This window comes from Cellulomonas oligotrophica, assembly GCF_013409875.1.
Lineage (GTDB): Bacteria > Actinomycetota > Actinomycetes > Actinomycetales > Cellulomonadaceae > Cellulomonas > Cellulomonas oligotrophica.
The window spans coordinates 1-22,838 of the sequence record NZ_JACCBK010000001.1 but is presented as its reverse complement, the minus strand read 5'-3'; the positions used below and the strand labels follow the sequence as shown (position 1 = coordinate 22,838).

The 22,838-nt window shown below is 75.1% G+C and carries 21 protein-coding genes; 2 read left to right on the top strand and 19 right to left on the bottom strand.

Going from position 1 to position 22,838, the window contains the following annotated elements; genetic code table 11:
* Nucleotides 1-44: 44 nt before the first annotated feature.
* From hisH to BKA21_RS00090, 4 genes are all read right to left on the bottom strand, one after another.
* Entirely contained in the window at nucleotides 45-695 is a 651-nt protein-coding gene (gene hisH, locus BKA21_RS00105) for an imidazole glycerol phosphate synthase subunit HisH (RefSeq protein ID WP_140460537.1), read from the bottom strand.
* A gap of 79 nt (nucleotides 696-774) precedes the next feature.
* Complete coding sequence (locus BKA21_RS00100; RefSeq protein ID WP_140460536.1) at nucleotides 775-1,293, bottom strand: DUF2058 domain-containing protein; 519 nt, start codon at nucleotides 1,291-1,293, stop codon at nucleotides 775-777.
* On the bottom strand, nucleotides 1,290-1,922 hold the full coding sequence (gene hisB / locus BKA21_RS00095; RefSeq protein WP_140460535.1) for an imidazoleglycerol-phosphate dehydratase HisB: 633 nt from the start codon (nucleotides 1,920-1,922) through the stop codon (nucleotides 1,290-1,292). The genes BKA21_RS00100 and hisB overlap by 4 nt, the downstream gene beginning before the upstream one ends.
* Nucleotides 1,919-3,040 (bottom strand): histidinol-phosphate transaminase, encoded by a 1,122-nt coding sequence (locus BKA21_RS00090; protein WP_140460534.1) that lies wholly within the window; start codon nucleotides 3,038-3,040, stop codon nucleotides 1,919-1,921. Before BKA21_RS00090 ends, hisB begins: the two co-directional genes overlap by 4 nt.
* Before the next feature lie 68 nt (nucleotides 3,041-3,108).
* Between BKA21_RS00090 and BKA21_RS00085 the strand changes: the two genes are divergently transcribed.
* Nucleotides 3,109-5,247: a RecQ family ATP-dependent DNA helicase gene (locus BKA21_RS00085; RefSeq protein WP_140460533.1), complete on the top strand. Its 2,139-nt coding sequence runs from the start codon at nucleotides 3,109-3,111 to the stop codon at nucleotides 5,245-5,247.
* A 43-nt stretch (nucleotides 5,248-5,290) separates the two neighbouring features.
* On the opposite strand, the gene hisD is transcribed toward BKA21_RS00085, so the two are convergent.
* Nucleotides 5,291-6,613: a histidinol dehydrogenase gene (hisD, locus tag BKA21_RS00080; RefSeq protein WP_140460532.1), complete on the bottom strand. Its 1,323-nt coding sequence runs from the start codon at nucleotides 6,611-6,613 to the stop codon at nucleotides 5,291-5,293.
* 98 nt (nucleotides 6,614-6,711) lie between these two features.
* Here hisD and BKA21_RS00075 point away from each other — a divergent pair, with 98 nt between their 5' ends.
* Complete coding sequence (locus tag BKA21_RS00075; protein ID WP_140460531.1) at nucleotides 6,712-6,936, top strand: RNA-binding S4 domain-containing protein; 225 nt, start codon at nucleotides 6,712-6,714, stop codon at nucleotides 6,934-6,936.
* Here the strand turns inward: BKA21_RS00075 and BKA21_RS00070 are convergent, their stop codons facing one another.
* From BKA21_RS00070 to BKA21_RS00005, 14 genes are all read right to left on the bottom strand, one after another.
* Complete coding sequence (locus tag BKA21_RS00070; RefSeq protein WP_140460530.1) at nucleotides 6,937-7,479, bottom strand: SRPBCC family protein; 543 nt, start codon at nucleotides 7,477-7,479, stop codon at nucleotides 6,937-6,939.
* Nucleotides 7,476-7,850 (bottom strand): ArsR/SmtB family transcription factor, encoded by a 375-nt coding sequence (locus BKA21_RS00065; RefSeq protein WP_218886954.1) that lies wholly within the window; start codon nucleotides 7,848-7,850, stop codon nucleotides 7,476-7,478. Before BKA21_RS00065 ends, BKA21_RS00070 begins: the two co-directional genes overlap by 4 nt.
* A 47-nt stretch (nucleotides 7,851-7,897) precedes the next feature.
* Nucleotides 7,898-11,437 carry a DNA polymerase III subunit alpha gene (dnaE, locus tag BKA21_RS00060; protein ID WP_275406421.1) on the bottom strand — a complete coding sequence of 1,180 codons (3,540 nt, stop codon included), beginning with the start codon at nucleotides 11,435-11,437 and terminating at the stop codon, nucleotides 7,898-7,900.
* A gap of 164 nt (nucleotides 11,438-11,601) precedes the next feature.
* A complete protein-coding gene (locus tag BKA21_RS00055) occupies nucleotides 11,602-12,534 on the bottom strand; it encodes an RluA family pseudouridine synthase (RefSeq protein ID WP_140460528.1) in 933 nt (310 codons plus the stop codon).
* Nucleotides 12,531-13,244, bottom strand: coding sequence for a signal peptidase II (locus BKA21_RS00050; protein WP_373308230.1), 714 nt, complete (start codon nucleotides 13,242-13,244; stop codon nucleotides 12,531-12,533). The genes BKA21_RS00055 and BKA21_RS00050 overlap by 4 nt, the downstream gene beginning before the upstream one ends.
* 40 nt (nucleotides 13,245-13,284) lie before the next feature.
* Complete coding sequence (locus tag BKA21_RS00045) at nucleotides 13,285-13,692, bottom strand: TraR/DksA family transcriptional regulator (RefSeq protein ID WP_239072979.1); 408 nt, start codon at nucleotides 13,690-13,692, stop codon at nucleotides 13,285-13,287.
* 233 nt (nucleotides 13,693-13,925) lie between these two features.
* Nucleotides 13,926-14,603: a DivIVA domain-containing protein gene (locus BKA21_RS00040; protein WP_140460527.1), complete on the bottom strand. Its 678-nt coding sequence runs from the start codon at nucleotides 14,601-14,603 to the stop codon at nucleotides 13,926-13,928.
* A 174-nt stretch (nucleotides 14,604-14,777) separates the two neighbouring features.
* Entirely contained in the window at nucleotides 14,778-15,068 is a 291-nt protein-coding gene (locus BKA21_RS00035; protein WP_140460526.1) for a YggT family protein, read from the bottom strand.
* 5 nt (nucleotides 15,069-15,073) lie between these two features.
* On the bottom strand, nucleotides 15,074-15,556 hold the full coding sequence (locus tag BKA21_RS00030; protein ID WP_140460525.1) for a cell division protein SepF: 483 nt from the start codon (nucleotides 15,554-15,556) through the stop codon (nucleotides 15,074-15,076).
* 180 nt (nucleotides 15,557-15,736) lie between these two features.
* Nucleotides 15,737-16,546: a peptidoglycan editing factor PgeF gene (gene pgeF / locus BKA21_RS00025; protein ID WP_239072980.1), complete on the bottom strand. Its 810-nt coding sequence runs from the start codon at nucleotides 16,544-16,546 to the stop codon at nucleotides 15,737-15,739.
* 43 nt (nucleotides 16,547-16,589) lie between these two features.
* On the bottom strand, nucleotides 16,590-17,855 hold the full coding sequence (ftsZ, locus tag BKA21_RS00020; RefSeq protein ID WP_140460524.1) for a cell division protein FtsZ: 1,266 nt from the start codon (nucleotides 17,853-17,855) through the stop codon (nucleotides 16,590-16,592).
* A 198-nt stretch (nucleotides 17,856-18,053) separates the two neighbouring features.
* Nucleotides 18,054-18,881, bottom strand: coding sequence for a cell division protein FtsQ/DivIB (locus BKA21_RS19155; RefSeq protein ID WP_239072981.1), 828 nt, complete (start codon nucleotides 18,879-18,881; stop codon nucleotides 18,054-18,056).
* Between the two features lie 350 nt (nucleotides 18,882-19,231).
* Entirely contained in the window at nucleotides 19,232-22,006 is a 2,775-nt protein-coding gene (murC, locus tag BKA21_RS19855) for a UDP-N-acetylmuramate--L-alanine ligase (RefSeq protein ID WP_308439104.1), read from the bottom strand.
* A partial coding sequence (locus BKA21_RS00005; RefSeq protein ID WP_179625289.1) for an FtsW/RodA/SpoVE family cell cycle protein occupies nucleotides 21,999-22,838 on the bottom strand: 840 nt, incomplete at its 5' end. The genes murC and BKA21_RS00005, both read right to left, overlap by 8 nt.

The following is a 22,838-nucleotide window of genomic DNA, read 5'->3' as shown; positions in this document are numbered from 1 at the left end:
TCCGGGTGGTGGGGAGGCGGGCTGCGGAAGGGACGTGCGTCGGCTCAGCGCAGCAGGCCGAGCCAGCGCCGCAGGAGCTCGGCCCCCGCGTCGCCCGACTTCTCGGGGTGGAACTGGGTCGCGGCCAGCGGGCCGTTCTCGACGGCGGCGACGAAGCGGTCGCCGTGCTCGGCCCACGTGACCAGCGGGGCGGGCAGCGGGTGCTCGCCCGCGGGGACCTCGTCGTGCAGGGGGAAGGACCGCGCCGCGTAGGAGTGCACGAAGTAGAACCGCTCGTCGGCGAGCCCGTCGAAGAGCACCGACCCGGGCGGCGGCTCGACCGTGGCCCAGCCCATGTGCGGCACGACGTCGGCCTCGAGGCGGTCGACGACGCCAGGCCACTCGCCCAGCCCGTCGGTCCGCACCCCGTGCTCGACGCCCTCGGCGAACATCACCTGCATGCCGACGCAGATGCCGAGCACGGGCCGGCCGCCGGCGAGGCGCCGGTCGACGACCTGGTCGCCGCCGACGGCGCGCAGCCCGGCCATCACGGCGGCGAACGCGCCGACGCCCGGCACGACGAGACCGTCGGCCTCCTGCGCGGCGCGCTTGTCGGCGGTCAGCTCGACCTCGGCGCCGACGCGCTCGAGGGCGCGGACCGCCGAGCGCACGTTGCCGAAGCCGTAGTCGAGGACGACGACGCGGGGTGTGGGCACGGCGCCAGGTTACCGGCGCCGCGGGCCGCGCCGTGCCCGCGTCCGGCCCGCCGGCACCCCGGCGCGGACGGCCGGGCGGTCAGCCCCGGGGGCGGTTCCCCGCGATCATCCGCATCGCCTTCCAGCGCGAGAGGCCGACGCTCGTGACGGTGCCCTCGACCGTCGCGGGGTCGAGGTCGCCGAGCAGCAGGTCCTCGAGCACCTCGGGCGCACCGGACAGCACCAGGCCCGGGGGCAGCTCCTTGGTCTGCGCCCCTGCGACCCACTGCGTCGCGGAGACCTGCTCGGCGCGCCGCTCGAGCAGGACCACGGGCGCCTGGCGCAGGAGCTGGGAGATCGCCGCGGTGGCGGTCGCGCCCGCGGCCGGGTCACGCAGCACCGCGATCGCCCCGACCGGGGACGGGACCGCGTCGACGTCGACCTGCGCGAGCGAGCACGCGGCCGCGAGCGCGCCGGCGACGGCGACCTGGGTGACGACGACGGCGACCGTCGGCTCGTCGGGCGCGTCGAGCCCCGAGAGGTCGTCGGGGATCTGCAGGTCGGCGAACGGGTCGTCGTCGGCGCCCGGGGTCGCGCCGGACGTCGGGTCGGTGCTCACAGGGCCCCCTTGGTGGACGGCACGCCGTCGACGCGCGGGTCGAGCGCGAGGGCGGCGCGCAGCGCGCGCGCGAGGGCCTTGAACTGGGCCTCGACGATGTGGTGCGGGTCGCGGCCGGCCAGCACGCGCACGTGGATGGTGAACGCCGCGTGGTGGGCGATCGACTCCAGCACGTGAGCGGTCAGCGAGCCGGTGAAGTGCCCGCCGATGAGGTGGTACTGCTGCCCCTCGGGCTCGCCGGAGTGCACGAGGTACGGCCGGCCCGACACGTCGACGACCGCGTGGGCCAGCGCCTCGTCCAGCGGGACGGTGGCGTCGCCGTAGCGGGTGATGCCGCGCTTGTCGCCGAGGGCCTCGCGCAGGGCCTGGCCGAGCACGATCGCGACGTCCTCGACGGTGTGGTGCGCGTCGATGTGCGTGTCGCCGCTGGCCCGGACCGTGAGGTCGACCAGCGAGTGCTTGCCGAGCGCGGTGAGCATGTGGTCGTAGAACGGCACGCCCGTGTCGACGTCGGTGCGCCCCGTGCCGTCGAGGTCGACCTCGACCAGGACGGTCGACTCGCTCGTGGCGCGCTCGACGCGCGCGGTCCGCCGGGCGGTGCCCGCGGTCGTTCCCTGCGGACCGGTCATCGACCCGTCACCTCCACCAGTGCGTCCTTGAAGGCGGCCGTCTCGGCGGGTGTGCCCACCGAGACGCGCAGCCAGCCGTCGGGCCCGACCACGCGCACGAGCACCCCGCGGTCGAGCAGACCCTGCCAGACGGCGCGCCGGTCGTCGAACCGGCCGAAGAGCACGAAGTTCGCGTCGGAGTCCGCCACGTCGAACCCGCGCCCGCGCAGCCACAGCACGAGGGCGTCGCGCTCGTCGCGCAACGACCCGACCTGCGCCATGAGCTCGGGGGCGTGGGCGAGCGCCGCGCGCGCGACGGCCTGCGTGACGGCCGAGAGGTGGTACGGCAGGCGCACGACCCGCAGCGCGTCGACGAGCGCCGGGGCCGCGGCGAGGTAGCCGACGCGGGCGCCGGCGAGCCCGAAGGCCTTGGACATCGTGCGGCTGACCGCCAGGTGCGGGTGGTCGGGCAGCAGCTCGAGGGCCGACGGCGTGCCCGCGCGGCGGAACTCCCCGTAGGCCTCGTCGACGACGACCACGCAGCCGCCGGGCACCTGCGCGGCGGCGTCGAGCACGGCGACCACGGTCGCGGCGGGCAGCGCGGTGCCGGTGGGGTTGTTGGGGCTGGCGAGCAGCACCACGCTCGGGGCGTGCTCGGCGACCGCGGCCCGGGCCGCGTCGGGGTCGAGCGAGAAGTCCTCCGCGCGGCGGCCCGCGACCCAGGCGGTGGAGGTGTCGCGGGCGTACTCGGGGTACATCGAGTACGTCGGCGCGAACGACAGGGCCGTGCGGCCCGGCCCGCCGAAGGCCTGCAGCAGGTGCAGCATGACCTCGTTGGAGCCGTTCGCGGCCCACAGCTGCGCGGGGTCGAGGTCCACGCCCGACTCGGTGCGCAGGTACGCGGCGAGGTCCTCGCGCAGGGCGAGGAAGTCCCGGTCGGGGTAGCGGTTGAGCGTGCGCGTCGCGTCCGCGACCGCGGCGGCGACGTCGGCGACGACCGCCTCGGACGGCGCGTACGGGTTCTCGTTGACGTTGAGCAGGACCGGGACGTCGAGCTGCGGCGCGCCGTACGGCTCGAGGCCGACGAGCTCGGGGCGCAGCGGCAGGACGCCGGCGGTGCGGTCGGGGGCGGCGGTCACGGCACGAGTCTAGGGACGTGCACGGCACCGCCCGTGGCCGTGTCCGGGGTGCGACCTAGGCTGGCCGGGTGACCCCCGCTCCCCCCGCCGCACCGCCCGTCGACCGGACCGCGCTGCGCGAGCGCGCCGAGCAGGTGCTGCGCGCGCTCGTCGGCCGCGACGACGCCCGCCTGCACGACGACCAGTGGCAGGCCGTCGAGGCGCTGGTCGCCGACCGGCGCCGGGTGCTCGTGGTGCAGCGCACCGGCTGGGGCAAGTCCGCGGTGTACTTCGTGGCGACGGCGCTGCTGCGCGAGGGCGCCGCCGGCCCCCGGCGCGGCCCCACGGTGATCGTGTCCCCGCTGCTCGCGCTCATGCGCAACCAGGTCGACGCCGCGCGCCGGGCCGGCATCGCGGCGCAGACGCTCAACTCCGCGAACGTGCAGGAGTGGGCGGACGTGCACGCCCGCATCGCGGCGGGCGAGGTCGACGTGCTGCTCGTCTCCCCCGAGCGCCTCAACAACCCCGGGTTCCGCGACGAGGTGCTGCCGTCGCTGGCCGCCGACGCCGGCCTCGTCGTGGTCGACGAGGCCCACTGCGTCTCGGACTGGGGCCACGACTTCCGGCCCGACTACCGGCGCATCCGCACGCTGCTGGGCGACCTGCCCGCGGGCGTGCCGGTGCTCGCCACCACCGCCACCGCGAACGCGCGGGTCACCGCCGACGTCGCCGAGCAGCTGGCGGACGAGCAGGACGCCACCCTCGTGCTGCGCGGCGGCCTGGACCGCCCCAGCCTGCACGTGCAGGTCACCGAGCTGCCCGACGTCGCGAGCCGGCTCGCGTGGCTCGCGGCGACCCTGCCGACGCTGACCGGGTCCGGCATCGTCTACTGCCTGACCATCGCCGCCGTCGAGCAGGTCACCGAGCACCTGCGCGCCGCGGGCCTGGACGTGCGCGCGTACACCGGGCAGACCGACCCGACCGAGCGGGAGGCCCTCGAGGGCGACCTGCTGGCCAACCGCGTCAAGGCGCTGGTCGCGACGTCGGCGCTCGGCATGGGCTACGACAAGCCCGACCTGGGGTTCGTCGTGCACGTGGGCGCCCCGAGCTCGCCGATCGCGTACTACCAGCAGGTGGGGCGCGCCGGCCGCGCCACGTCGCGCGCGGACGTCGTGCTGCTGCCCGGCCAGGACGACCGCGCGATCTGGGAGTGGTTCGCCTCGACGGCGTTCCCGCCCGAGGACGACGTCCGCGCCGCGCTGGCGGCCCTCGCCGAGCACGGCACGCTCTCGACCGCGGCGCTGGAGACGTACGTCTCGCTCCGCCGCACCCGCCTGGAGGGGATGCTCAAGGTCCTCGACGTCGACGGCGCCGTCCGGCGCGTGCGCGGCGGGTGGGAGCCGACGGGCCGGCCCTGGTCGTACGACGCGGAGCGCTACGCACGCGTGACCGCCGCGCGGCACGCCGAGCAGCGGACCATGCTGGACTACCAGGCCACGACGGGGTGCCGGATGGCCTTCCTGCGTGCCGCGCTGGACGACCCCGAGCTCGTCGACGGGTGGGCCTGCGGGCGGTGCGACCGCTGCACGGGCCACCAGGTCGGTGCCGCGCCGACCGGTGCGGCCGTCGACGCGGCCCGCGCGCTGCTGGCGGTGCCCGGCGAGCCGGTCGCCGCCCGCCGGCAGTGGCCGTCGGGCCTGACCGCGCTCGGGCTGGACCTGCGCGGCCGGATCCCCGCGGAGGAGAACGTCACCGAGGGCCGTGCCGTGGGACGGCTCGACGGCCTCGGGTGGGGCGGTCCGCTGCGCGAGGCGCTGCGCGAGCAGGTGCCGGCCGAGCTGCCCGTCGGCCTGCGCACGCCCGTGCGGCAGGTGCTCGAGGCGTGGGCGCCCGAGGTCGACGTCGTCGTGGCGGTCGGGTCGGCGTCCCGGGGGCTGCTCGTCGAGCACCTCGCCGCCGGCACCGCGCGCCTGCTCGGCGTGCCCGACGCCGGTCGCCTGCTCCCGGTGGGCACGCCGCCGCGCCACGACGTCAACTCCGCGCAGCGCCTCGCCGACGTCGTGCACCACCTGGACCTGCCGGCCGACGTGGCCGGGCGGGTCGCCGGTCAGCGGGTGCTGCTCGTGGACGACCGCACCGACACCGGGTGGACGCTCACCGTGGCCGGGCGCCTGCTGCGACGCGCGGGCGCGACGGCGGTGCGCCCGTTCGTGCTCGGGGTCGGCTGAGCGCGCGACCCCGGGCGCTCGGCACCGGGAGCGGCCGGTCCGCTCAGAACCGGGCGCGGACCGCCTCGCCGTGGGCGGGCAGGCCCTCGGCGTCGGCGAGGGCGACCACCCGGTCCGCCACCTGCGCGAGCGCGTCGCGGTCGTACTCCACGACCTGCACCGCCCGCAGGAACGAGTGCACGCCCAGGCCGGACGCGAAGTGCGCGCACCCGCCCGTGGGCAGCACGTGGTTGGAGCCCGCCATGTAGTCGCCCAGCGACACCGGGCTCCACGGCCCCACGAAGATCGCGCCCGCGCTGGTCACCCGGTCCGCCCAGACGCCCGCGTCGACGGTCTGGATCTCCAGGTGCTCCGCCCCGTACCCGTTGACCACGGCCAGCCCGGCCTCGAGGTCGTCGACCAGGACGATCGCGGACTGCGTACCGGCCAGCGCGGTGAGCACACGGTCACGGTTCGCGGTCGCGTCGACACGGTCCACGAGGGCCGCCTCGACGGCGTCCGCCAGCTCGACCGACGGTGTCACGAGGACGGCCGCTGCGAGGGGGTCGTGCTCGGCCTGGGAGACCAGGTCGGCCGCGACGTGCACGGCGTCCGCGGTGCCGTCGGCGAGGACGGCGATCTCGGTCGGACCGGCCTCGGAGTCGATCCCGACGAAGCCGCGCACGAGCCGCTTGGCCGCGGCCACGTACACGTTCCCCGGGCCGGTGATGACGTCGACGGGCTCGCAGAGCGTCGCACCGTCCACGTCCTCGCTGCCGGCGGCCCCGTAGGCGAGCATCGCGACCGCCTGGGCCCCGCCGACCGCGTACACCTCGTCGACGCCGAGCAGCGCGCACGTGGCCAGCACCACCGGGTCGGGCAGGCCGCCGTTGTCCTTCTGCGGGGGCGAGACCACGGCGAGCGAGCCGACGCCCGCCTCCTGGGCCGCGACGACGTTCATGACCACCGACGACGGGTAGACGGCCAGGCCGCCGGGCACGTAGAGCCCGACCCGCCGCACGGGCAGCCACCGCTGGCGCACCTGGGCGCCGGGCGCGACGTCGACCGTCAGGTCGGCGGGCACCTGCGCGGCGTGCACGCGTCGCACGCGGACGATCGTCTCGTCGAGGGCGGCACGCACGTCCGGGTCCAGGGACCCGACAGCCGCCGCGACGACGTCGGCGGGCACGCGCACGTGAACCGGCCGCACCCCGTCGAACCGCTCGGACAGGTCCCGCAGCGCCGCGGCCCCGTGCGCGCGCACCTGCTCGAGGATCGGGGCGACCGCCGCGGCGGCGTGCTCGACGTCGAGCTCGGCCCGGGGCAGCTCGTCGAGCAGCTCACGACGCGACAGGGTCCGACCGCGCAGGTCGATGCGGGAGATCACGCGCCCGAGTCTAGGACGGTTCGCGGCACCCGGACGTGCGCGGTGCGGCCGCCGCGCGGGCACCACGGGCACACCGCACGGGCTGCCACACTGGTGCCGTGGCACCGCGCGACGAACCGATCCGGCTGGGCATGTTCCTCAAGCTCGTGGGGGTCGCCGACACCGGCGGGCACGCCCGCGCGCTGCTCCTCGACGACGCCGTCACCGTGAACGGCGAGCCCGAGACGCGCCGCGGCCGCCAGCTCCAGGTCGGCGACGTCGTGGTGGTCGACCTGCCCGGCGGGCCGGTGCAGGCGGTCGTCGAGCTCGACGACGACGAGTAGCTAGGACGCCCGGGGCCCCGCTGCGGGGTAGAGGGCGAGCCGGGCGTCGAACAGGTCGTCCCAGGAGCGGACCTGGCGGCCGGCGAGGTGGTCGTCGAGCTGGTCGGCCACCACGTGCCAGCCGCCGGCGTAGCCCCGGGCGGCACCGTCGGCGAGCCGTGCGTGGCGCAGGACGAGCTCGGTGCCCTGCGCGCCGCGCGGCACGAGGGCCACGTCGACCCGGGAGACCTCCTCCCCGGGGAACCGCCAGTCGAGCCGCAGGTGCTCCGGCGGCTCGCAGGCCAGCACCGTGCACGTCGCCACGTCGTCGGCGCCCGGGACGTCGTCACCCATGCGCAGCTGGACCGTGCCGCCGGGCTGCAGGTCCCCGTGCAGCGCACCGAGCCAGCGCCGGACCCGCCCGGGGGCCGTCAGCGCGTCCCACAGGTCGTCCGCGGTGGTCGGGTAGCTGCGCCGCAGCTCGACCTCGGCGTCGCCCTCGCCCTGCCGCAGCACGGCGAGGGGCTCCGGGGTCTGCCCCGGTCCGGTCGGTGTCGCACTCATGACGCCTCCTGGCGGTCGGCCGTCGTCGCGGGTGCGCCGACGTCGGTAGTGAGCGCACGGTCCGCGCGGCGGCCCCGGGCGACCTCGGTGGCGAGGGCGTCCAGGTGAGGCTGCCAGCGCCCGACGACGCGTGCGGCCCACGCCTCGACCTCGTCGAGCGCCTCGGTCCGGACGGCGTACAGCCGGCGCGTCCCGTCGCGCTCGACGTCGACGACGCCGGCATCCCGCAGCACCCGCAGGTGGCGGGAGACCGCCGGCTGGCTCAGGCCCAGCTCCTCGGCGACGGCCGCGGCGAGCACGCCGGCGGACCGCCGCTGCGTGCCGAGGAGCTCGACGAGGCGGCGGCGGACGGGGTCGCCGAGGGCGTCCATCGCGTGCACATCCTCATGTTTTCACTCTGCGTTATATAACGCAAGGGTTAAGGACCGGACGGGCCCCCGAGGCAGCTCGGCCCCAGCAGAGCCTTGAGATCGCCGTACAGCGACGGCGAGCGCTGCACCCGCCAGGAGTCGTCCAGCCGCACGACCGTGGTCCGCCCCGGGTTGGTCAGCCGCAGGTGCACCTCGGTGACCCCGGGATGGGTGTGCAGGACCTCGCGCAGCCGGTCGACCACCGGGGGCGTGCAGCGCGACTCTGCGAGGGTCACCACCACCGGCGAGTCCGCGGTCTGCGACGTGTCCGGGAGGGTCACCTCCATCGCCTGGAGCTGCATCGTGTCGTCCCGGCGCCGCACGCGGCCCTTGAGCACGATGACCGCGTCCTCGGCGAGCACGGTGGAGTACGCGAGGTACGTCTCGCCGAAGAACATCACCTCGACCGAGCCCTCGAGGTCCTCGAGCACGACCGCGGCCCACGGGTTGCCCTGCTTGGACATCTTGCGCTGCAACGACGTCACGAGCCCGGCGACGACGACCTGCGACCCGTCGGGCCGTGCCTCGTCGGCCATGAGCGTGGCGACCGACACGTCGGCCGCCGCGGACAGCACGTGCTCGAGGCCCGACAGCGGGTGGTCCGACACGTACAGGCCGAGCATCTCGCGCTCGAACGCGAGCCGCTGCTTCTTGTCCCAGTCCGGCACCTCGGGGACGGCGACCGCGAAGCCGGCCTCCTCGTCGGCGCCGAAGACGTCGGCGAACAGGTCGAACTGCCCCTCGGCCTCCTTGCGCTTGACGCCGATGACCGCGTCGACGGCCTGCTCGTGGACGAGCAGCAGCGCCCGGCGCGGGTGCCCGAGGGAGTCGAACGCGCCCGCCTTGATGAGCGACTCGATGGTCCGCTTGTTGCAGACCACCGCCGGCACCTTGTCGAGGAAGTCCGTGAACGACGTGAACGCGCCCTTGGCCTCGCGCGCGGCGACGATCGCGTCCACCACGTTGGCGCCCACGTTGCGCACCGCGGTCAGCCCGAACCGGATGTCCGCGCCCACGGCCGTGAACAGCGCCGAGGAGTCGTTGACGTCCGGCGGCAGGACCGTGATCCCCATCCGGCGGCACTCGTTGAGGTACAGCGCCGACTTGTCCTTGTCGTCGCGCACGCTCGTGAGCAGGCCGGCCATGTACTCGACCGGGTAGTTCGCCTTGAGGTACGCCGTCCAGTACGACACGACGCCGTACGCCGCCGAGTGCGCCTTGTTGAAGGCGTAGCCGGCGAACGGCACCAGGACGTCCCACACCGCCTGGATCGCGGCGTCGGAGTAGCCCCGCTCGCGGCAGCCGGCCTGGAACGGCACGAACTCCTTGTCGAGGATCTCCTTCTTCTTCTTGCCCATCGCGCGCCGCAGCAGGTCGGCCTGGCCGAGCGTGTAGCCGGCGAGGATCTGCGCGGCCTTCTGGACCTGCTCCTGGTAGACGATCAGGCCGTGCGTGACACCCACGACCTCCTCGAGCGGGCCCTCCAGCTCGGGGTGGATCGGCTCGATCTGCTGCAGGCCGTTCTTGCGGAGCGCGTAGTTCGTGTGCGAGTTGACGCCCATCGGGCCGGGCCGGTACAGCGCGATGACGGCGGAGATGTCCTCGAAGTTGTCGGGACGCATCTGGCGCAGCAGGGCCCGCATGGGCCCGCCGTCGAGCTGGAACACCCCGAGCGTGTCGCCGCGTCCCAGCAGCTCGTACGTCCTCGGGTCGTCGAGGGGGACGTCCTCGATCTTCAGGGGTTCCTTGCCGTTCATCACGATGTTCTCGAGCGCGTCGTCGAGGATCGTGAGGTTGCGCAGGCCGAGGAAGTCCATCTTGATCAGCCCGAGCGCCTCGGCGCCCGGCTGGTCGAACTGCGTGATGATCGCGCCGTCCTGCGGACGCTTCATGATCGGCAGGATGTCCAGCAGCGGCTCGCTGGACATGATGACGCCGGCGGCGTGCACGCCCCACTGCCGCTTGAGGTTCTCCAGCCCGCGCGCCGTCTCGACCACGCGCGCGACGTCCGGGTCCGTGGCCACGAGCTGGCGGAACTCCTCCGCCTCGGCGTACCGCTCGTGCTTCTCGTCGAAGATCCCCGCCAGCGGGATGTCCTTGCCCATCACGGCCGGCGGCATCGCCTTGGTGAGCTTCTCCCCCATCGCGAAGGGGAAGCCCAGCACCCGCGAGGCGTCCTTGAGGGCCTGCTTGGCCTTGATGGAGCCGTACGTGACGATCTGCGCGACACGGTCCGCGCCGTACTTGTCCGTGACGTACCTGATGACCTCGCCGCGCCGGCGCTCGTCGAAGTCGACGTCGACGTCGGGCCACGACACGCGCTCGGGGTTGAGGAACCGCTCGAAGATCAGGCCGTGCTGCAGCGGGTCGAGCTCGGTGATGCCCATGGCGTACGACGCCATCGACCCGGCCGCGGACCCTCGGCCGGGCCCGACGCGGATGTCCTGCGCCTTGGCCCAGTTGATGAAGTCGGCGACCACGAGGAAGTACCCCGAGAACCCCAGGCTCGTGATGACCTCGGTCTCGTACTCGGCCTGCTTGCGCACGTCGTCCGGGATCGCACCCTTGTACCGGCGCTGCAGGCCGAGCTCGACCTCCTTGACGAACCAGGAGTCCTCGTTCTCCCCGTCGGGCACCGGGAAGCGCGGCATGTAGTTCGCGTCCGTGTCGAACTCGATCTCGCACTGCTCGGCGATCCGCAGGGTGTTGTCGCACGCCTCGGGCAGCTCGGCCCAGACCTGGCGCATCTCCTCGGCGGGGCGCAGGTAGAAGTTGTCGGCGTCGAACTTGAAGCGGTCCGGGTCCGCGAGCGTCGACCCCGACTGCACGCACAGCAGCACGCCGTGCGCGTGGGAGTCCTCGTGCCGCGTGTAGTGCAGGTCGTTCGTCGCCACGAGCGGGGCGTCGATGGCCTGCGCGAGCCGGCGCAGGTCCTTGATGACGCGGCGCTCGATGTCGAGGCCGTGGTCCATGACCTCGACGTAGAAGCTGTCCTTGCCGAACACGTCCTGCATCTCGCCCGCGGCGCGCACCGCCTCGTCCCACTGCCCGAGCCGCAGGCGCGTCTGCACCTCGCCCGACGGGCAGCCCGTCGTGGCGATCAGGCCCGACGCGTACGTGCTCAGCAGCTCGCGGTCCATGCGCGGCCACTTGCCCATCTGCCCCTCGAGCGAGGCCAGCGAGCCCAGCCGGAACAGGTTGCGCATGCCCTCGTTGTTGCGCGCCCAGATCGTCATGTGGGTGTACGCACCACGCGCCGACACGTCGTCCGAGGCCTGGTGCTGCTCGCCCCAGCGCACGCGCGTCTGGTCGAAGCGGCTGGTGCCGGGCGTGACGTACGCCTCCACGCCGATGATCGGCTTGATCCCGTACGCCTTGGACTTCTTCCAGAAGTCGAAGGCCCCGAACAGGTACCCGTGGTCGGTGATCGCCAGCGCCGTCTGCCCCAGGCGCTGGGCCTCGGCGAACAGGTCGTCGACCCGGGCCGCCCCGTCGAGCATGGAGAACTCGGTGTGGTTGTGCAGGTGGACGAACCCCTGGCCGCTCACCGGCGCACCTCCCGGACGTCGACGGCGGGGCTGCTGGCGCGTCGGGGCAGGGGCATGACGGCCATCCTAGGCGCGTGGTCGGACGCCCCCGTCGACACGCCCGGCCCCCGTGACGAGCGGCACGCTTCCCCTGCCGGGGAGTGCTCCCGACCGTCTGCCCGGGGTCAGCGCCAGCCCGCCGCGAGGGTCTCCAGGGCGTGCGCAAGGTCGTCCGGGTAGTCGCTGGCCACCTCGAACCACGACCCCGTCCCGGGGTGCTCGAACCCCAGCCGCATGGCGTGCAGCCACTGCCGGGTCAGGCCCACCCGGGCCGCGAGCGTGGGGTCGGCGCCGTAGGTGAGGTCGCCCACGAGCGGGTGGCGCAGCGCCGCCATGTGCACGCGGATCTGGTGGGTGCGGCCCGTCTCGAGGTGGATCTCCAGCAGGGACGCCGCCGGCAGCATCTCCAGCAGCTCGTAGTGCGTCACCGACGGCTTGCCGTCCGCGACGACCGCGAACTTCCAGTCCGAGGACGGGTGCCGCCCGATCGGCGCGTCGACCGTGCCGCTCGTCGGCTCGGGGTGGCCCTGCGCGAGCGCGTGGTACACCTTCTCGACCGTGCGCTCCTTGAACGCCCGCTTCAGGGCGGTGTAGGCGTGCTCGCTCTTGGCGACGACCATGAGGCCGGACGTGCCGGCGTCGAGGCGGTGCACGATGCCCTGCCGCTCGGCCGGGCCCGACGTCGCCACCCGGTAGCCCGCCGCGACCAGTGCGCCGACGACGGTCGGACCCGTCCAGCCCGGCGACGGGTGGGCCGCGACGCCCACCGGCTTGTCGATGACGACCAGGTCGTCGTCGTCGTGCACGATCCGCATGCCGGGCACCGGCTCGGGCTCGACCTCGACGGCCGGCGCCGGCTCGACGATCTCCACCTCGAGCCACGCGCCCGCCACGAGCCGGTCGGACTTGCCGACCTCGCGGCCGTCGACCCGGACGCCGCCGTCGGCGGCGATCTGCCCCGCACGCGTGCGGGAGAGCCCGAGGAGGCGGGCCAGACCGGCGTCGACGCGCTCGCCGGCGAGCCCGTCGGGGACGGGCAGCGCCCGCGTCCCGCTCACGCCCGGTCCTTGGACGGGTCCTCGGTCTGCGCCACGTCGGTCCGGACGTCGGCATCTGGCCCTGCGTCGGAGCGGGCGGAGGTCTCGGCGACGGCGCGGGTGCCCGTGCCGGCGTCGGTCTCGGCCACGCTCTCGGCGTCGGTGTCGCTCCCGGCGTCGGAGTCGCGGGTCCCGTCCAGGTGGATGCCGCGGGCCGTGAGGAGCACGACGAGCACGGCCGCGGCGACGATCGCGATGTCGGCGACGTTGCCGATGAACAGGCGCCAGTACGCGAGGAAGTCGATCACGTGGCCGCTGCCGACGCCGGGCTCGCGCACCAGCCGGTCGACCAGGTTGCCCAGCGCGCCACCCAGCAGCAGACCGAGCGCGACGGCCCACCCGGTGGAGCCGATCCGGCGCGAGGCGCGCGCGACGACCACCACGACGACGACGGCCACGACGGTGAGCACCCAGGTCATGCCCGTCGCGATGCCCAGCGCCGCGCCGGGGTTGCGGATCAGCTGCAGACCGAACAGCTCACCCAGCAGGGGGATCCGCTCCCCCTCCTCGAGGGCGGCGACCGCCCACACCTTCGTGAGCTGGTCGACCAGCAGCACGCCCGCGGTCAGGCCGGTCAGCAGACGCAGCAGGTGGCGCCGCCGGGGCGGCGCCACCTGCTGGGGACCGGCGCTCACGTCGGCGGCCGGGTCGTTCTCGTCGTTCGTGGGCACCGCAGGAGTCTACGCAGCGCCCGGCTCCGGCCCGTCGACGTCAGCGACGCTCCTCGCGCTGCTTGCACCGCACGCACAGCGTCGCGCGCGGGAACGCCTGCAGGCGCGCCTTGCCGATCGCCTCGCCGCACTGCTCGCACGCGCCGAACGTGCCGGCCGCGAGCCGGTCGAGCGCGTGCTCGGTCTGCTCGAGGAGCTGGCGCGTGTTGTTGACCAGCGTCAGCTCGTGCTCGCGCTCGAGGGCGGACGAGCCGGAGTCGGCCTGGTCGTCCCCCGCGCCCTCGCCGGAGTTGCGCAGCAGGTCGGACAGCTCGGCGTCAGCGGCCGCGAGCTCGGCGGTGAGCCGTGCGCGGTCGGACGCGAGCTCGGCCGCGACGGCCTCGACCTCGTCCTCCGCCCACAGGTCCTCACCGTCACGCACCGGCAGCGTGGCCGGGTCGACCGGCACCCCACGCTCGGACCTCGTCGTCGTTCTGACTGCATCGTTGATGGCCACGGACGTTCCCCCCGTCTCGAGTGCCGCGACTGTATGCGTGTCGCCGCCACCGCACAACACGAGTGGCGGCGCGCCGCGCACGGTGTCACGACCCGGACGGCCGCCCCGCGCGCACCCGCCCCCGGACGCACGTCACCGCCGGCACCACGAGGGCGCCGGCGGTGGGGTGACGTGCGTGCGGGACGTCAGATGGTCTGGTTCTCGGGCACCTGGCCCGCACGCGGCGGGAGCGCGTTGCCGCGGTTCTCCAGGTCGCCGAGGAGGTTCTCGAGGTAGCTCTTCAGACGCGTCCGGTAGTCGCGCTCGAAGACCCGCAGCTCGTCGATCTTGCGCTCGAGGAGCGACCGCTCCTGCTCGAGCTGGCCGAGCGTGCGCTGCGACGTCTCCTCGGCCTCGCGCACGATGCGGTTGGCGCGGGACTTGGCCTCGTTGACGAGACGGTCGGACTCCTCCTGGCCGCTGCGCACGTAGTCGTCGTGCAGCTTCTGGGCCAGGGCGAGCATGCCCGTCGCCGACTCGGGCTCGTTGCCGCGGCCCGGGCCACCGACCTGGACCGGGGCCTGCACGACGGGGGCGGGCGCCTGCATGGCCGGCACCGGGACCGGCTGCGGCTCGGGCACCGGGGCGGGCTCCGGCTTCGGCGCGGGCGCCTGCTGCTGGGCACCGGCCCGGCTGAGCTCGGCGATGCGCCGCTCCGCCGCAGCGAGCTTCGTCTTGAGGTCGTCGTTCTCGCCCTGCAGGTCGCGCAGGGTGTTGACGACCTCGTCCAGGAAGTCGTCGACCTCGTCCTGGTCGTACCCCTCGCGGAACTTGGTCGCCTGGAACTTCTTGTTCAGGACGTCGTCTGCGGTCAGCAGTGCCATCGTCGTCACCTCTGTCGGTCGTGCTGGCTCAGGCCGGTGGCAGTCCACCGACCGCCTCGGGCCACCGTAGCGGACATTGCGCGGGCCGCACTCGTCGCGACACACCGTGCGGACGGCGCGCCGGGAGCAGGCCCGCGAGGCCCCCGCAGGGGCGTCAGGATCCTCGCCCGGGCGCTACCGGGCGAGCGAGGCGAGGACCGAGAGCAGGAGCGAGCACCCGAGCGCGAGGACCAGGAAGGCCAGGTCGAAGCGGATCGAGCCGATCCCGATGGGTGGCAGGACCCGCCGCAGCGCCTTCAGCGGCGGGTCCGTCACCGTGTACGTGGCCTCGGCCACGACGAGCACGACGCCGCTGGGGCGCCAGTCGCGGGCGAACACCTGCACCCAGTCCAGCACGAGCCTGACCAGCAGGAGCAGGAAGAAGACCAGGACGAGCAGGTACAGCAGGGAGAAGACGAATCCCACGCCGATCAGCTCTGGTTGTAGAAGCCGGAGCGGGTCGCGGGCTCGGGCGCAGGCCTGTCGCCGGCGACCTCGACGTGCGCGGGCGAGAGCAGGAAGACCTTGCTCGTCACACGCTCGATCGCCCCGTGCAGGCCGAAGATCAGCCCGGCGGAGAAGTCGACGAGCCGCTTGGCGTCCGCGTCGTCCATGTCCGTGAGGTTCATGATCACGGGCGTGCCCTGGCGGAACGCCTCGCCGATCTTGCGGGCGTCGTTGTACGACCGCGGGTGGATCGTGGTGATCCGGCGCAGGTCGCTCGCGTCGCCTGCCGTGACCGGCGCCACGGCCGCCACGCGCGGCGTGCGGTGCAGCGGGGTCACCTGGGCCTCGTACGACTCCTCGGGCACGATCGCCTCCGTCTCCTCGTACTCGTCCAGGTACTCGTCGTGCTCGGCCCGGTCGTCGGCCAGGCCGAGGTACAGCATCGTCTTGCGCAGCGCTCCGGCCATCGCGTCGTCTCCCGTCTCCCGGAACCACCTGGTCCCTGCAGCCGCCCCGTCCCCGCGGTCGGGCCGGGACGACGACGGCTGCGCCGGTCACGCTAGCAACGCGCGGTGTGCCGCACCTGCCGACACGCGGGGCCGCGGGCACGCGACGCGCGGGTGAAACGCGCCGCCGGGCCCGTCCGCTCAGCGCGGGAGCAGCCGGACGACGCCGGCGAGGCGCCCCGTGCGGGCTCCGGCCACCGGGTCGGGCGCGGTCGTGGCCCGCCGGTGGGAGTACAGGTCGGGATCGGTGAAGGTGTCCCGGTCGTCCCTGTGCAGGATCTGCACACCGCGCGAGCGCAGGACGGCCTCCGCACCCGCCCGCAGGTCCACGGCCGGCGTCCCCCAGGCGGTGGTCGACGCCGCGGCCGGGACCCTGCGGGCGACGTCGGCCCGCATCTGCTCGGGGACCTCGTAGGAGCGTCCCGCGATGCACGGGCCGAGCGCGGCGACGAGGTGGTCGGGCCGCGCACCGGCGGCGACCGCCGCGTCGACGGCCGCCTCGACGACGCCCGCGAGCAGACCCGGCCGGCCGGCGTGCGCGGCCGCCACGACCCCGGCACCGGCGTCCGCGAGCAGCACGGGGAGGCAGTCCGCGACGTAGACGCCGACCGCGACCCCGGGGGTCGCGGTCACGAGCGCGTCCGCCTCGCCGACCCCCGCGCCGTCGTCGTCCGGCGAGGTGGGCGCACCCGCACGCGGGCCGCCGCGCGACCCGGCGGGACGGTCGACCGTGACGACCCGCGCCCCGTGCACCTGCGTGGCGAAGGTCACGACCGCCCCGACGCGCTCGGCGAGCAGCCGCCGGTTGGTTGCGACGTCGTCGGGGTCGTCGCCCACGGCCGTCCCGAGGTCGAGCCCGGCCCACGGGCCACGGCTGACGCCGCCGCGCCGGTCCGTGAAGCCCGCGAGCACCCCGGGGCCGAGGTCGACGGGTGTGAAGCCGATGCTCACGCCCGCGACCCGGCCCCGGGGCCGCGCCGACCGGCCCGAGGGGTCACTTGAGGAAGTCGGGCACGTCGAGCTCGTCGCGCTCGCGACGCACGGGCTCCTCCGACAGGATCCGCGGCACCTCGAGGGCCCCGGTCGCGGGCGCCGGCTCGTGGTGGGACGGCAGGAACGTGGGGACCTCGCGGACCGGCTCCGGTGCGACGGGGCGCAGCGTGCCGACCGGCACGAGGTCCTCGTCCGGCACCTGCACCGGGCGCGGCGACGGGACCGCCGCGATCGCGGGACCGGTCGGCACCGACGGGACCTGCCGCGGCGTGGAGCCGCTGACCTGCCCGAGCGCGCGGGCGTCGCGGCGCTGCACCGGCCCGCCCCCGTCGAAGCCCGCGGCGATCACCGTGACCCGCACCTCGTCGCCCAGGGCGTCGTCGATGACGGCACCGAAGATGATGTTGGCCTCGGGGTGCGCGGCCTCCTGGACGAGGCGCGCGGCCTCGTTGATCTCGAACAGACCGAGGTCGGAGCCGCCCTGGATGGACAGCAGCACGCCGTGGGCGCCGTCGATGCTGGCCTCGAGCAGCGGCGAGGAGATCGCCATCTCGGCCGCCTGCACCGCGCGGTCCTCGCCCCGGGCGAAGCCGATGCCCATGAGGGCCGACCCCGCACCCTGCATCACGGACTTCACGTCGGCGAAGTCCAGGTTGATCAGGCCGGGCGTCGTGATGAGGTCGGTGATGCCCTGGACGCCGGACAGCAGCACCTGGTCGGCCGAGTGGAACGCGTCCAGGACCGAGACCGACCGGTCGGAGATCGACAGCAGCCGGTCGTTGGGGATGACGATGAGGGTGTCGACCTCGGCGCGCAGGGCGTCGATGCCCGCGTCGGCCTGGACCGAGCGGCGCCGGCCCTCGAACGTGAACGGGCGCGTCACCACGCCGATCGTCAGCGCGCCGAGCGAGCGGGCCATGCGCGCGACGACGGGTGCGCCGCCGGTGCCGGTGCCGCCGCCCTCCCCCGCGGTGACGAAGACCATGTCGGCGCCGCGCAGGACGTCCTCGATCTCCTCGGCGTGGTCCTCGGCGGCCTTCTTGCCGACCTCGGGGTCGGCGCCGGCGCCGAGGCCGCGCGTGAGCTCGCGGCCGACGTCGAGCTTGACGTCGGCGTCCGACATCAGCAGCGCCTGCGCGTCGGTGTTGATGGCGATGAACTCGACACCCTTGAGGCCGACCTCGATCATGCGGTTGACGGCGTTGACGCCGCCTCCGCCGATGCCGACGACCTTGATGACCGCCAGATAGTTCTGCGGAGCTGCCACGGTGGGTGCCTCTCGTTCGCTCGCGGTGCGGCAACGGGGCCGCGCGGTTGCTCGTCCCGGTGCGCGGGACGTCCTGCGTTCAACCCTCACCCTCTACTTGAGGGTTAGAGTTATGTCAACTGCGTTCGGTGGTGACGCTAGGTGCCGCGTCCCGGTCGATCAACGACCACGCTCCGCGTGTCGCGCGCGCCACGCCGGTCAACGGGTGATCGGCATGCGCGGGGCCGACACGTCGAAGACGGTCGCCGACGCCGCTTCGGCCGACGCGCGCAGCGCCTGCAGCACCGCGACCTTCAGGGCCGTCTCGTCCGCGCTCCCCCAGTCGACGCGGTCGCCGTCGCGCAGCTGCATCGTCACCGTGTCCTGCGTGCGCGCCGACACACCCGCCACCTGCGCGAGCAGGTCCTGCGGCAGGTCCTCGAGCACCAGCAGCACCGCGTCCAGGGTGCGCTCGTCGCCGACCGGCACGTCCACGGCGGGCAGACCCTCCGGGGGCGCGTCCGCGCGACCGACCTGCACGCCCTCCTCGTCCAGCAGCGCCCACCCGTCACCGCCGCCCGGCTCGGGCACCGCCGCCACCGGCTCCCGCGAGACCAGCTGGACCGCCAGACCGTGCGGCCAGACGCGCATCACCCGCGCCTCCCGCACCCCCGGCACCTCGAGGAGGGCGTCCCGAAGGCCCACGGTGTCCAGCCGCGGCAGCGGTGTCCCGCCCGACGGCTCCACCACCGCGAGCACCTGGTCGACCGCCACCACGGTGCCCGCCCCGGTGACGACGACCTCGTCGACGTCCAGCGCCAGCACCGGCGAGAGCAGCAGCAGCCACGCCAGCGCGGCGACCGCCACGACGCCACCCACCACGCCCGCCACCTGACGACGCGCGAGGTTGCGCCGCGCCCGGGCCCGCTCGGCGAACCGCTCCTGCGACGTCGTGGAGACCACCGCCGGGCGCACCGGCCCGGAGAACCGCGGCCCGACCGTGTACGTCGTGACCTGCCGGGTCGCCCCGGTCGTCGGGCTCGTCACGTCCCGGCGCTGCGAGGGCACCGGCCCGCCGCGGGCCGACCGGCCCCCGGTCGCCGCGGCCCGCGAGCCGGACCCGGGGACCACCGCCGGCGTCGCGCCCGAAGGCGTTGCGCGTGCCTGCCCCGCACCCGACGCCTTGGCGCCGGCCTTCGTGGCGCTGGTCGGCGTCGAGCCCGTCGGCGTCGAGCCCGTCGGCTTCGAGCCCGTCGGCTTCGAGCCCGTCGGCTTCGAGCTCGTCGGCGTCGCCGTCGTCGGGGTCGCACCCGTCGACGGGGCGCCCGTCCGCGCGCCACCGGGCCGCGGCGCGGACGGGCGCGCGGGGCGTCGGGGCGTCGGCGGACGGGCGGGGCTCACGCGCGGCCGACCCCCGCACGCTCGCGCAACCGGGCCAGGACGACAGCGCCGAGCTCGGTCACGTCACCGGCGCCGACCGTCAGCAGCAGGTCGCCCGGCCGCGCCTGGTCGGCCAGCAGGCGCGCGGCCGCGACCTTGTCCGCGACGAAGCGGGCCCGGTCGGGCGTCGGCACGTGCGCGACGACCAGCGCCCCGGTCACCCCCGGCTCCGGGTCCTCGCGCGCGGCGTAGATGTCCGTCACCACGACGAGGTCCGCGAGGTCGAAGGCCCGCCCGAACTGCGACGCGAACGTGCGCGTCCGCGAGTACAGGTGCGGCTGGAACAGGGCGAGGACCCGACCGCCGCCGACGACCTGGCGCGCGGCGCGCAGCAGCGCCGCGACCTCCGTCGGGTGGTGCGCGTAGTCGTCGACCACGCGCACACCCCCGACCGTGCCCCGGTCCTCGAACCGGCGGCCCGTGCCGACGAACGCGTCGAGGCCGCGAGCAGCGGTCTCCGGCGCCGCTCCCAGACGGCGCAGCGCGCACCAGGCAGCCGCGGCGTTGAGGGCGTTGTGCGCCCCGGGCACCCGCAGCCGCAGCCGCACCGGGCGCTCGCCGCGGGGCGTGACCTCGACCTCCCAGCGCTCGTCCTGCGTGGGGCGCGGCTCCGAGACGCGCACGTCCGCGTCGGCCGCGCGCCCGTACGTCACGACGACGACGTCGCGGGACGCGAGGTCGTCGCGCACGGCGGCGACCAGCCGGCGCGCACCGTCGTCGTCGGCGCAGGCCACGAGCATGCCGCCCGGCCGGATCCGGGCCGCGAACGCCACGAACGCGTCCTCGAACGCCTCGCGCGTGCCGTAGTGGTCCAGGTGGTCGGGCTCGACGTTCGTCACGACCGCCACCAGCGGCGCGTACGCGAGGAAGGATCCGTCGGACTCGTCGGCCTCCGCGACGAACGGACCCGCCCCGTGCCGGCTGCCCCCGAGCGTGCCGGACGCCGAGCGCACCACGCCGCCGATCGCGAACGACGGGTCGGCACCGACCTCCACGAGCGCGGTGGCGACCATGGCCGACGTCGTCGTCTTGCCGTGGGCCCCCGCGACCGCGACCGCGTCGCGGTCCGCCATGAGGGCCGCGAGCGCCTGCGACCGGTGCAGGACCCGCACGCCGCGCTCGCGCGCCCGGGCCAGCTCCGGGTTCGTCTCGCGCACCGCGGAGGACACGACGAGCGTGTCGACCCCGTCGACGAGCCCGGCCTCGTGCCCGACGTGCACCCGCACCCCGGCGGCGCGCAGCCCCGCGAGCGCGGGGCCGTCGTGCGCGTCGGACCCGCTGACCTGCAGCCCGCGCGCCGCCAGGAGCGGGGCGATCGCGGACATGCCGGCACCGCCGACGCCGACGAGGTGCACCCGGCGGCCGAGGTCGGCGAGCGTGGTCGTGGGCTCCGGCGCGGGCGTCGCGGCGGTGCCGGGCTCGCGCCCGTCGTCGGTCGGGTCGTCCTGCACGTCCTGCGTCCACCCCTCGTCGTCCCACGCGTCGTCGTCCGGCGGCGCGAGCATCGGCAGCGCGACCGTGGCGGGTGACAGCGCCGCCGGTCGGTGCGGCACGGCCGAGCCCGTGACCGAGCGGGCCGGTGCGCTGCCGCCCGCGGGCAGCAGCGACTCGACGAGCCGCACGACCCGGTCCGCGCCGTCGCGCACACCGGCGCCGGCCGCGGCCCGCGCCATCGCCGCGCGCACGTGGTGCGCGTCGGTGTGCCCGGCGCCGCCGAGCAGCGGCACCACGTGGCTGCGCACCCAGGCAGGTGTGAACTCGGCGTCGTCGACGAGCACCCCGCCGCCCGCGGCGACCACGGACGCCGCGTTGAGGCGCTGCTCGCCGTTGCCGATGGGCAGCGGCACGTACACGGCGGGGATGCCGAGGGCCGCGAGCTCGCAGACCGTCCCGGCGCCCGAGCGGGCGACCACGACGTCCGCGACCGCGAGGGCCTGCTCCATCGACGTGAGGTACTCCCGCACGTGGTAGCGGTCGGCGCCGGCGACACCGCGCAGCGCGGCGCGCACGTCGTCGGTCTTGCCGGTGCCGGTCAGGTGCAGCACCTGGACGCCGCTGCCCAGGAGCGCCGCGGCGGCGCCGACGACGGCCCGGTTGACGTTCACGGCGCCGAGCGACCCGCCGGTGACCAGGAGCGTCGTGGTCGACGGGTCGAGCCCGAGGGCGTGCGCGGCCCGGACACGGGTGCCCCAGGGGTCGGCGGCGCGCTCCGCGGCCAGGCGCTCGATCGACGCGCGCAGCGGCATGCCCGTCACCTGCGCACCAGGCAGGGCGGTGCCGGGGAACGTCACGGCGACGGCGTCGGCCCAGCGTGCGCCGAGGCGGTTGGCGATACCGGGCCGGGCGTTCTGCTCCTGCACGACGATGGGGATCCCGCGTCGGTGCGCGGCGAGGTAGGCGGGCGTCGAGACGTACCCGCCGAAGCCCACGACCACCTGCGCCCCGTGGCGGCTGATCGCGTCGGACGCCGCGTCGACGGCGTCCTTGAGCCGGCCCGGCAGCCGCAGCAGGTCGAGCGTGGGCCGTCGCGGCAGCGGGACGCGCGGCACGACCTCGAGGGTGTACCCGTGCTCGGGCACGAGCCGCGACTCGAGGCCCTCGGCGGTGCCGAGCACGGCGACGACGGCGTCGGGGTGCCGGGCGCGCAGGGCGTCGGCCACCGAGAGGAGGGGGTTGACGTGCCCGGCGGTGCCGCCGCCGGCGAGCAGCACGGACACGCGCGGCTCAGCCACGGGTCCGCCCGATCACGGCGAGGGAGCGGCGCACGACGCCGGCACGGGCCGCGAGCGCCTCGGGCGCCCCGGGCTCGCTGCGGGCGAACGAGATCACCACGCCGAGCGCGGCCATCGTCATGATGAGCGCGGACCCGCCGGCGGACACCAGCGGCAGCGGCACGCCGATCACGGGCGCCAGGCCGATGACGACGGCGATGTTGATGAGGGCCTGCCCGATGATCCACGTGCAGATCGCGGCCGTGGTGATCTTGACGAAGGGGTCCTCGTGCCGGCGGATCACGCGGATCATCGCCGCCGCCAGCAGCGCGAACAGCACGAGCACCAGCAGGGTGCCCACCAGGCCGAGCTCCTCCCCGAGGATCGCGAAGATGAAGTCGTTGTGCGCCGCCGGCAGGTACGACCACTTCTCCCGGCTCTCGCCGAGCCCGAGGCCGCCGAACCCGCCGGTGGCCAGCCCCCAGCCGCCGTGCAGCGTCTGGTAGCACTCGTTGGTGACGTCGCAGCTGCCGGACAGCCACGAGGAGATGCGCGTCATGCGGTTGTCGCTGCCGATCGTGAGGAACGCGACGCCGACCCCGGCGAGGACCGCCGCGGCGCCGAAGATGCGCAGGGGGACCCCCGCGACGAACATGGCGCCGGCGACGAGCAGGACCATGACCATGGCGGTGCCGAGGTCGTGGCCGAGCAGCACGGTGCCGATGGCCAGGCCCGCGACGGGCACCGCGGGCACCACGGCGTGCTGCCACTCGTGCAGCAGCGGGAGCTTGCGGGCCAGGACGACGCCGAGCCACAGCGCGAGCGCGAGCTTGACCGCCTCGGACGGCTGGGC

Coding starts and splice junctions, on each gene's coding strand:
- hisB (WP_140460535.1), bottom strand. CDS start 1,922: ATGACCGGTCCGCAGGGAACGACCGCGGGCACCGCCCGGCGGACCGCG.
- BKA21_RS00070 (WP_140460530.1), bottom strand. CDS start 7,479: ATGAGTGCGACACCGACCGGACCGGGGCAGACCCCGGAGCCCCTCGCC.
- BKA21_RS00065 (WP_218886954.1), bottom strand. CDS start 7,850: ATGGACGCCCTCGGCGACCCCGTCCGCCGCCGCCTCGTCGAGCTCCTC.
- BKA21_RS00040 (WP_140460527.1), bottom strand. CDS start 14,603: ATGGCACTGCTGACCGCAGACGACGTCCTGAACAAGAAGTTCCAGGCG.
- BKA21_RS00030 (WP_140460525.1), bottom strand. CDS start 15,556: ATGGCCGGAGCGCTGCGCAAGACGATGCTGTACCTCGGCCTGGCCGAC.